The sequence below is a fragment of the Streptomyces sp. CBMA123 genome (genome assembly GCF_014596465.1).
Lineage (GTDB): Bacteria > Actinomycetota > Actinomycetes > Streptomycetales > Streptomycetaceae > Kitasatospora.
The window spans coordinates 1-10346 of record NZ_MECK01000192.1; the positions used below are offsets into that span (position 1 = coordinate 1).

A 10346-nucleotide genomic window follows, 5' to 3' on the forward strand; every position below is an offset into this window, starting at 1 on the left:
CCGCGTGGACGGCCCGCTGGCGCTCGGCTACCCGTGGGGCGGCCGCCCGCCCGGCGCGCCCGCCGTGCTCGGCTGCTTCCTCAACACCCTGGTGCACGCCGTCCCCACCCACCCGGTCGCCGACCTGGAGGCGCTCTGCGACGACTGGTGGGACGACCTCGACCACGCCGGCACGCCCTTCGACGAGGTGGTCCGGGCCGCCCGCACCGCCGGGTCCCCCTGGTCGGGCGCGCTGGACGCGATGCTCACCTTCGAGGACCTCCAGCGCCGCCCGGCGCTGGTGCTCGGCGGGGTGCCCGGCCGGGAGGTCCACCTCGCCGGGCGTCCGCTCGCCGCGCCGATGGCCGTCTCCGCCTCCCACGGCGACGAGCTGACGGTGCGCCTGGCCTGGGACGGCGAGCGCTTCCCGGCCGCCGACGCCGAGGCCGCCTTCGCCGAGCTGCTCGCCGTGCTGCGCCGTCACCTCTAGGACCCGGCCCGGCGGCCCGCCCCCGACTCCGGACGTCCCCGACTTCGGCCGACCAGGACCCCCGCCGCCCAGGACTCCCGTCCCCCAAGCCCCCGTCCCCCCGGAGCCGTCGTCCCCCGACGGCCCCGCTCCCCGAAGCCCCCGGCCGCACCCTCACCCCGGTGCGGTCCGGTCCCCACCGGCCGTACCGGGACCACCCCACGCCCGCACCCGGCCACCGTCGTGCCGACACGCCCACCACACAAGGGAATCATCCATGTTCGCACTCTCTCCGTCGCAGGAGATCGTCTGGCTGCACGAGCAGATGCAGCCGGGCAGCCGCGCCTACAACTTCACCGGCGTCCTCGACCTGTGGGGCACCCTCGACCGGGACGCCCTGCACACCGGCCTCGCCGCCACCCTGGCCCAGCACCCCGGCCTGCGGCTGGAGTTGGTGGCCCGACCGGAAGGCCTCCCGGGCCAGCGGGTCGCCGAGGACTGCCCGCCGGAGCTGCGCCACAGCGACTTCTCCGCCGAGGAGGACCCGGAGGCCACCTTCCGCCGGCTGCTCGCCGCTGAGGCCGAGGAGCCGCTCGACACCGAGCGGGCCCCGCTGCTGCGCTGGCACCTGGTCCGGCTCGCCGACAACCACCACCGGCTGATCCACGTCGAGCACCACCTCGTCCACGACGGCCACTCCTTCGCGATCTTCCTGCGCGACCTGTTCACCGTCTACCGCGCCCGCGTCCTCGGCGAGCCCTACGAGCTGGGCACCGCCCCCTCGTACGAGCAGCACGCCCGCACCGAGGTCGACCCGCAGGCCCGCGAGCGCGCCCTCGCCTTCTGGACCAAGGAGCTGGCCGACGCCCCGCGCGAGGTCACCCTGCCCGGACTGGCCCGGCCGGGCGTCGAGCGCCGCCACCGCGGCGGACAGCTCCGCCAGGCGATCGGCGCCGACCTCGCCGAGCGGCTGCGCGAGCGCAGCAAGTCCGACGGCCACACCCCGTTCAGCACCCTGCTCGCCCTGTTCGCGGAGCTGCTGCGCCGGCACAGCGGTCACCACGAGGTGACCGTCGGCACCGCCGTCGGCAACCGCCCGGAGGGCTTCGAGGGCACCGTCGGCATGTTCGTCAACACCGTGCCGCTGCGACTGCGGCTGGACCCGGCCGCCTCCGGCACCGACGCCGTGGACGAGGTGACCGACGTCCTGATGCGCGCCCTGCCGTACCAGGACCTGCCGGTCCAGGAGCTCACCCGCCGCCTCGGACTGCACACCAGCGGCGCCGACAACCCGCTGTTCAACGTGATGTTCAGCGCCCACGACGCCGCGCTGCCCGACGTCCAGGCGCCCGGGCTTGACGTCTCGCTGTACGAGGGCTTCAACACCGGCACCACCCGCTTCGACCTGGACCTGGTGCTGCTGCCGGACGACCGCCGGGTGGTCGGCGAGAAGCACGCCGCCGCCGGGATGACCCTGATCTGGGACTACGACGTCGACCTGTTCGGCGAGGCCAGGGCCGTGCTGCTGTCCGAGCGCCTGCTGGACCTGCTGCGCCACTACCTCGACCGCCCGGAGACGGTGCTCGCCGAGCTGGCCCCCGCGCCCGAGGCCGAGCCGGCCAGCCCGGTCGTCCCGGCCGGACTCGACCCGGCCGCCGCCCACGACCCGACCGCGCTCGCCCTGCTGGCCGGCACCGAGCGGATCAGCTACGGCGAACTCGACCGCCGGGTCGGCGAGTTGGTCGACCGGATGCGCGCCGCCGGAGTCACCGCCGGCCAGCCGGTGGCCGCCGTGCTGCCGCGCGGCACCGACAGCGTGGTCGCCCTGCTGGCGTGCCTGCGGCTGGGCGCCGTCCACGCGCCGCTGTCCACCGAGGACCCGGCCGCCCGGCTCGGTCTGCTGCTGGAGCGGCTCGCCCCCGCGCTCGTCCTCGCCACCCGGCAGAGCGCGCTCGCGCTGCCGGCCGAGGGCGTCACCCCGGCGCTGCTGGACGGCCCCGCCTTCCCGAAGGCCGAGCCCGCCGCCGCCCTGGAGGGCGGCGCGTACATCATCCACACCTCCGGCTCCACCGGCGTGCCCAAGCCCGTCCTGGTCGGCCGCGAGGCGCTCGCCGGGTACGTCGCCGCGATCGCCGCCCGTTACGAACTCACCGCCGCCGACCGGGTGCTGCTGTTCGCCCGGCCGTCCTTCGACGTCTCGCTGGAGGAGGTGCTGCCCGCCCTCGCGGTCGGCGCCGCGCTGGTGGTGCCGCAGCGCGAGGTGCCCACCGGGCCCGAGCTGGTCGCCGTGCTCGCCGCCCGCGGCGTCACCGTCGCCAACCTGCCCACCAGCTACCTGCTCGCCGTCCGCGAGGACCTGCGCGAGGCGCTGCGCGACGGCCGCTGGTCGCCGCGACTGCTCGTCCTCGGCGGCGAGCGGCTGCCCGCCCGGGCGCTGGCCGGGCTGACCGAGGCCACCACGGTGCTCAACGCCTACGGCGTCACCGAGGCCACCGTCACCTCCACCGTCCACCAGGTCACCGCGGCCGACGTCGACGCGGACGGCGAGATCCCGCTCGGCACCGAACTCGACGGCGTGCGGCTGCACGTCCTGGACGAGACGCTGCGCCCGCTCCCGTACGGCTGCGTCGGCGAACTCGCCGTCAGCGGCGACCTGTTGGCGGAGGGCTACATCGGCCTGCCGGAGCCCACCGCGGCCCGGTTCGTCACCGTCCCCGCGCTCGGCGGCGCCCGGGTCTACCGCACCGGCGACCGCGGCTACCGCGACACCGAGGGCCGGCTGTGCTTCCTCGGCCGCGCCGACAACCAGGTCAAGCTGCGCGGTCACCGGATCGAGCTGGAGGAGATCGAGGCCGCCGCCTCGGCCGAACTCGGCGGCCGCTCCTGTGCGGTGGTGCTGCACACCGACCCGCAGACCGGCCCCCGCCTGGTCGGCTTCCTGGAGGGCGCCGAGCGCCCCGACCAGACCGCGCTGCACGCCGCACTCGCCCGCCGGCTGCCCGGCGGACTCGTCCCGGCGAGCTGGACGGCCGTCGAGGCGATGCCCACCCTGCCCGGCGGCAAGCCCGACCGGGCCGCCCTGGCCCGGCTGGTCCAGGAGGTCCCGGCGGAGCCGGAGAGCGCACCCAGCACCTTCGACGACCCCGGCCAGGAGCTGATCGCCGCCGCCTGGCGCGAGGTCCTCGGCCACGACCGCTTCGGCGCGGACTCGCACTTCTTCGAGGTCGGCGGCCACTCGCTGCTCGCCGCCCAGCTCGCCGCCTTCCTGGAGCCGCACCTGGGCAGCCGCCCGCCGCTGCGCACCCTGTTCCGCCACGCCGTGCTGGCCGACCAGGCCCGCGTCCTCACCGGGGAGAGCAAGTGACCGCCCCCTCCGCTGTCCTGGAGGACGGCCACCGCGAGATCGTCGAGGCCTTCGAGAGCTTCATCCGCCGCGAACTCGTGCCGCTCGCCGCCGAGTTGCCCGAGACGGCCGACCAGGTCCCGAGCGACCTGCGGGCCTACGTCCGCAAGCGCTCCGCCGCGCTCGGCTTCTACGCCGGCGACTACCCGGAGGAACTCGGCGGCGCCGACATGCCGTTCCTCGCCGTCGTGCTGCTGCACCACGCCGCCGGGCGCAGCGGCTGCGTGCTCGCCCCCTACGCGCTGGCCGGCTCCGACGGGCCCAGCCCGCTGCTGCGGCACGGCACCCCGGAGCAGATCGAGCGGCACCTGATCCCGCTGGTGCGCGGTGAGCAGACCCGCTGCCTGGCGCTCACCGAGCCGCAGGCCGGCTCGGACGCCTTCCACCTCACCACCACCGCCGTGCGCACCGGCGACGGCTGGGTGCTGAACGGGCGCAAGACCTTCGTCAGCAACGCCGAACACGCCGGGATCGCCCTGGTGGTCGCCGCCACCGACCTCGGCGACGGCAAGGGCCCGAGCGCCGGGGCCACCGCCTTCGTGCTGCCGATGGACCAGCCCGGTCTGCGGATCGGCCAGCGCTACGAGGGGATGTCCGGCGAGCCGCTGTTCGAGCTGCTGCTCGACCAGGTCACCGTCGGCCCGGAGGCCGTCATCGGCGGCGAGGAGGGCATCGCCGCGGCCACCGCCCTCGCCATGGACAGCCTCTCCCGCGGCCGCCTGGTGGTCGCCGCGATGTGCAACGGCATCGCCGAGTACGCGCTGCGGGCCGGCGTCGAGTACGCCCGCGAGCGGCGCGCCTTCGGCAAGGTCATCGGCGAGTACCAGCACATCCAGGAGCACCTGGTGGCCACCCGCGCCGAGGTGGAGTCCGCCAAGCTGCTCACCCTCGCCTGCGCCCGGCTGGTGGACGAGGGCACCGAGGCGCCCGAGAACGCGGCGCTCGCCAAGCTCGTCGCCTCCGAGACCGCCGTGCGCGCGGTGGACCGCTCGCTCCAGGTCCACGGCGCCACCGGCTGGGTGCGCGGCCACCCGCTGGAATTCCTGTACCGCTACGTCCGGATGACCACGATCATCGAGGGGACCTCCGAGGTCCAGAAGGTGATCATCGCCCGTTCCATGGGCCTGAACTGACGGTTTCTCGTACGTATTTGGAGACTTTGATGGAATCCCTGAGCATCGGCTACGGTCGTCCCCACCAGGACGGCGCGGTCCTCGACCTGTTCACCAGCTGGGCGCACCGCACCCCGCAGGCGCCCGCCCTGATCGACGGCGAGCACAGCTACGACTACGCGGAGCTCGACCGCCTCGCCGAGACCGTGGCCACCGCGCTGCGCGGCAAGGTCGGCCCGGGCGACCTGGTCGGCGTCTGCCTCGGCCACTCGGCGGCGCTGGTCGCCGTCACCCTCGGCATAGCCAAGCTGGGCGCCGTCCACCTGCCGCTCGGCCCGCGCCCCGGCGAGAAGCGGCTGCAGGCCGTCGCCGAGCAGCTGCGCCCGGTCTGCCTGGTCGGCGAGGCCGCCGTGCTGCCGCCCGGCGGCGAGCGGCTGGAACTGGACCTGCCCACGTCGGACCTGTCCACCGCCGGGGTGCTGGCCGCCCTGACGCCCGGCGAGCAGATCAGCGTGCCCGCCGGCACCCACTACGCCGTCCTCACCTCCGGCTCCACCGGCACCCCCAAGGCCGTCGCCGTCACCGAACCGGCGCTCGGCGCGCTGCTGCACTGGTACCGGGAGCTGTCCGGCCTCGGCCCCGGCGAGCGGCACAGCCTGCTGATCGGGGTGTCCTTCGACCCGCACGTCATGGAGCTGTGGGCCACCCTCACCTCCGGCGCCGCGCTCGTCGTCGCGCCCGAGGCCGTCCGCTGGGACTCGGGCGCGCTCACCGAATGGCTGGGCGAGTCCCGCATCACCGTCACCCTGCTGCCCACCCCGCTGGCCGAGCCGATCCTCAACCGGCCCTGGCCCGCCGGGCTGGCCCTGCGCCACGTGGTGATCGGCGGCGACCGGCTGCGCCGCGCCCCCGGACCGGACGTCACCGCGACCGTCCACAACGCCTACGGCCCCGCCGAGGCGACCGTCGCCACCACCGTGCACACCATGGCGCCCGGCGGCGACCACGGCGCCGGCGCGCCGCCGATCGGCCTGCCGATCCCCGGCGCCGTCCTGCTGGTCACCGACGAGCAGGGCCGCCCGGTGCCCAGAGGCACGGCCGGCGAGCTGCGGATCGGCGGCCGGGGCCTGGCCGCCGGATACCTCGACCCCGAGCTGACCGCCCGCCGCTTCGTCGAGGTGCCGCCCGGCGTGGACGGCATCGACCGGGTCTACCGCACCGGCGACCGGGTGGTGATGCGCGCCGACGGCGTGCTGGAGTTCCACGGCCGGCTGGACGACCAGGTCAAGGTCAGTGGGGTGCGGATCGAACCCGCCGAGGTCGAGGCCGCCTTCGAGCGCGACCCCCGGGTGCGCCGGGCCGTGGTCGCCGCCGAGACGGCGGAGACCGGCGGCGTCCGGCTGCTGGCCTTCGTGCAGACCGGGGCGGACGCCGATCCCGCGAGCCTGCTGGACGCCGTACGGCCCTGGCTGCCCGAGCAGGCCGTGCCCTCGGCCGTCCGGCTGGTCGACACCTTCCCGCTGGACGCCAACGGCAAGGTGGACCGCGCGGCGCTGCTCGCCGCGGAGCCTCCCGTCCCGGTGGCCGTGGGCGAGGAGGGCGAGACGCCGGTCGAGCGCACCGTGCTGAAGCTCTGCCGGGAGCTGGTCGGCCGCGCCGACCTCGGCCCGGGCGACAACTTCCTCGCCTCGGGCGGCAACTCGCTCGCCGCGGCCCGGCTGCTGGAGTCCCTGGAGGGGGAGTACGGCGTGCGGCTGCGCGCGCCCCTGCTGCTGCGCCAGCCCGACCTGCGGGCGATCGCGCGGCTGGTGGAGGAGCGGATGCCCAGCGCGTCCCTCGCGTAGCGGTCCGTCCCTCGTGTAGGGCCCGTACCCCGGGCGGGGCCCGGTCCGGCTTCGGCCCCGGCCCCGCCCCCCGCCCCCGCCTCCTGTCCTGAACAGCGGCTTCCCGGCCTCAGCGCCGGGGCGCCCGGAAGGGAACCAGTCATGACGCCCGTCCGCCCCACCCTCCCCGCCCTGGTCGCCCGGCAGGCCGAGCAGCACCCGACCGCGCTCGCCCTGACCGACGGCGCCACCTACCTCACCTACCGTGAACTCCTGGACGCCTCCGGCCGGTTGGCCGCCGTGCTGGCCTCGCGCGGAGTCGGCCCCGGCAGCGCCGTCGGCCTGCTGTGCGCCCGCTCCGCCAGGTTCGCGGTGGCCCAGCTCGCCGTCTGGCGGGCCGGCGCCCTGGTCGTCCCGCTCGACCCGGCCTACCCGCGCCCGCGCATCGCCGAGATGACCGAGGACGCGGACGTGCGGCTCGTCCTCGGCGACAAGGCGCTGCTCGCCGACGCCGGGCTGCCCGCCGAACGCACCCTGGTGCTCACCGAGCGCGGCACCGAGGAGACCGGGGGAGCGGTGCCCGACGCCGCCGAACCGGACGCGCCCGCCCTGCTCTACTACACCTCCGGCTCCACCGGCCGCCCCAAGGGCGTGCTCGTCCCGCACCGCGCCGTCGCCGACCTGGTCACCGCCCCCGACGGGCTCCCCCTCTTCCCGCGCGACCGGGTGCTCTTCCACTCCACCCCCTCCTTCGACGCCGCCACCTTCGAACTCTGGGCCCCGCTCGCCCGCGGCGCGGCCGTCGCCGTCTCGCCGGCCGAGCGGCCCAGCGCCGAGGAACTCGTCCGCGACATCGAGCGGTTCGGCGCCACCACCGCCTTCATCACCACCGCGCTCTTCCACCACCTGGCCGCCAAGCAGTCCCGGATCTTCGGCGTGCTGCGCACCCTGGCCGTCGGCGGCGAGGCCCTCGCCCCCGAGTACGCCGGGGCGGTGCTGCGCGCCTTCCCCTGGCTGGAGCTGTACAACGTCTACGGGCCCACCGAGGCCACCACCTTCACCACCGCCCACCGGATCGCCCCGGCCGACTGCGAGGGCGGCCCGGTCCCGATCGGACGGCCCTTCGGCGGCGCCAGCGCCCTCGTCCTGGACGAGCGGCTCGCGCCGGTCGAGCCCGGTACGGTCGGCGAGCTCTGGATCGGCGGCGGGCGGCTCGCCCAGGGCTACCTCGACCGGCCGGAACTGACCGACGAGCGCTTCCGCGACCTCCCGGGCAGCGGCCGCGCCTACCGCAGCGGCGACCTGGTGCGCCAACGCCCCGACGGCGCCCTGGAGTTCCACGGCCGCACCGACGACCAGGTCAAGGTCCGGGGCTTCCGGATCGAGCCGGGCGAGGTCGAGCAGGCGCTGCTGCGGTTCGCCGAGGTCGCCGAGGCGGCCGTGGTGGTCCGCCGGGCCGGACAGCCCGACGCCGCGCTCACCGCCTGCGTCGTCCTCGCCGAGGGCGCCGGGGTGGCCGTCGAGACCCTGCGCACCCGGCTCGCCGAACGCCTGCCCGCCCACCTGGTGCCCACCGCCTGGGCCGTCCTCGCCGAGCTGCCGCTCACCGGCAGCGGCAAGGTCGACCGGCGGTCGCTCGCCACCGCCCCGGACCCCTCGGCGGACCGCACGACGGCCGAGGCCGAACTCACCCCGATCCAGCAGGTCGTGGCCGAGGCCTGGAGCCGCGCCCTGGAACGCCCGATCACCGACCCGGCCGCCGACTTCCTCGCCGAGGGCGGCCACTCACTGCTCGCCATGTGGGTCGTCGACGACCTGCGCGAGGACCTCGGCGTCGAACTCTCCCTCGCCGACTTCCTCGGCCACCCCACCGTGGCCGGCCAGGCCGAACTGCTCGAGCGCGCCCTGCGGGCCGCCGACGACACCCCGGGAGCACCCCAGCGATGACCAGCGACCAGAACGACCTGCTCCGCCGCGCCCGCAACCGCCGCACCGCCCCCGCCGCCACGCCGGAGCGCCCGACGGCCGCCGACACCGGCCCGGCCCCGCTCTCCCACGCCCAGCAGCGGATGTGGCTGATGGACCACCTCGGCCAGGGCGGCGCCCTCTACAACGTCCCGATCGCCACCCGGCTGCGCGGACCGCTCGACCCGGAGGCCCTGGCCACCGCGCTCACCGGCCTCACCGAGCGGCACGCCGTGCTGCGCACCCGCTACCCGCGCCGAGGCGAGCAGCCCTACCAGCACATCGATCCGGCCGGGCCGGTGCCGCTGCCGGTCGTGGACGCCTCCTCCGAAGACGCCTCTCACGTCTCCTGCGACGGTTCGGAGCGGTTGGCGGCCGAGGCCGCCCGCCCCTTCGACCTCACCGAGGGGCCGGTGCTGCGCGCCCTGCTGCTGCGGCACGCACCCGAGGACCACACCCTGTTGCTGACGATCCATCACATCGCCGTCGACGGCGGCTCGTTGCCCGTCCTCGCCGCCGACCTCGCCGAGCTGTACGCCGCCGCCCGTGACGGCGTCGAGCCCCGGCTGCCGCAGCCCGGCCTGCCGTACGCCGAGTACGCCCGCCAAGAGCGCGCCCGCGACACCGAACTCACCGCCACCGCCGACGCCCTCGCCGCCCAGCTGGCCGGCGCCCGACCGCTGCCGCTGCTGCGGCCCGTCGCCCCCGGCGTCCGCGACCGCCGCGCCGGGCTGCACGCCGTACCGCTCGACGCCGCCACCGTCGAGGAGCTGCGGCAGCTCGGCGCCCGGCACGGCGCCACCCTGTTCGCCGTCGTCCTCGCCGCCGCCTTCGCCACCCTGCGCACCGCCGCCGGACAGGACGACCTCACCCTCGGCTGCGCCAGCGGCCACCGCGCCCGGCCAGAGCTGCGCCGTACGGTCGGCCTGGGCGTCAACACCCTCGCGGTGCGGGCGGAACTGGCCGGGGAGGAGTCCTTCGCCGAGGCGCTCGCCCTGGTGCGCGGCGCCCTGCTGGAGGCCCAGCAGCACCACCAGGTGCCCTTCGACCTGGTGGTCGAGCGGCTCGGCGCGGCGGCCCGCGGCGCCGACGGCACCCCGCTGCTGTCGGTCAGCTGCGACCTCGTCCAGCCCGCCACCGCGCTGACGCTGCCCGGGCTCGACGCCGAACACGTCGAACTCGACCTGGAACTCGCCAAGTTCGACCTCACCCTGGTGCTGGAGGAGGGCCCGCAGCCGCGCTGCCTGGTCCAGCACGACCAGGCGGCGCTGGACGAGGCCACGGCCGCCCGGCTGGTCGAGGCCTTCGCCGCCGTGCTCCGCGCGGTGGCCGACGACGAGGACCGCCCGCTCGCCGAACTGCCCGGCGAACTCCTGGTCTCCGACGTCCGGCACCCGGTGCTGGCGGCGCTGTCGGCCGCCCCCGGGGTGGCCGACGCGGCCGTGGTCGAGACCGCCGACGGCCCGCCGCTCGCCGACGCGGTGGTGCGCGGCCCGGTCGCCCCCAGCGGCACCGACCTGCGCTCGCTGCTCCGGCGCTCCGTCGCGGCGGCCGAACTGCCACTGGCCGTTACCCTGTTGGACCGGATCCCGCGC

The 10346-nt window shown here is 76.2% G+C and carries 5 protein-coding genes and 1 pseudogene; all 6 read left to right on the forward strand.

The annotated features are described in order from the left end of the window. A pseudogene (locus BG452_RS21615) lies at positions 1-469 on the forward strand (non-ribosomal peptide synthetase); the annotation flags it as partial. Positions 470-725: 256 nt separating this feature from the next. Further along, on the forward strand, positions 726-3812 hold the full coding sequence (locus tag BG452_RS21620) for a non-ribosomal peptide synthetase (RefSeq protein WP_188305995.1): 3087 nt from the start codon (positions 726-728) through the stop codon (positions 3810-3812). Then, on the forward strand, positions 3809-4984 hold the full coding sequence (locus BG452_RS21625) for an acyl-CoA dehydrogenase family protein (protein ID WP_188305996.1): 1176 nt from the start codon (positions 3809-3811) through the stop codon (positions 4982-4984). The genes BG452_RS21620 and BG452_RS21625 overlap by 4 nt, the downstream gene beginning before the upstream one ends. Before the next feature lie 29 nt (positions 4985-5013). After that, positions 5014-6807 (forward strand): non-ribosomal peptide synthetase, encoded by a 1794-nt coding sequence (locus tag BG452_RS21630; RefSeq protein ID WP_188305997.1) that lies wholly within the window; start codon positions 5014-5016, stop codon positions 6805-6807. Positions 6808-6948: 141 nt separating this feature from the next. Further along, a complete protein-coding gene (locus BG452_RS21635) occupies positions 6949-8733 on the forward strand; it encodes a non-ribosomal peptide synthetase (RefSeq protein ID WP_188305998.1) in 1785 nt (594 codons plus the stop codon). Then, the coding region (locus BG452_RS21640; protein ID WP_223242548.1) for a condensation domain-containing protein at positions 8730-10346 on the forward strand (1617 nt) is incomplete at its 3' end. The genes BG452_RS21635 and BG452_RS21640, both read left to right, overlap by 4 nt.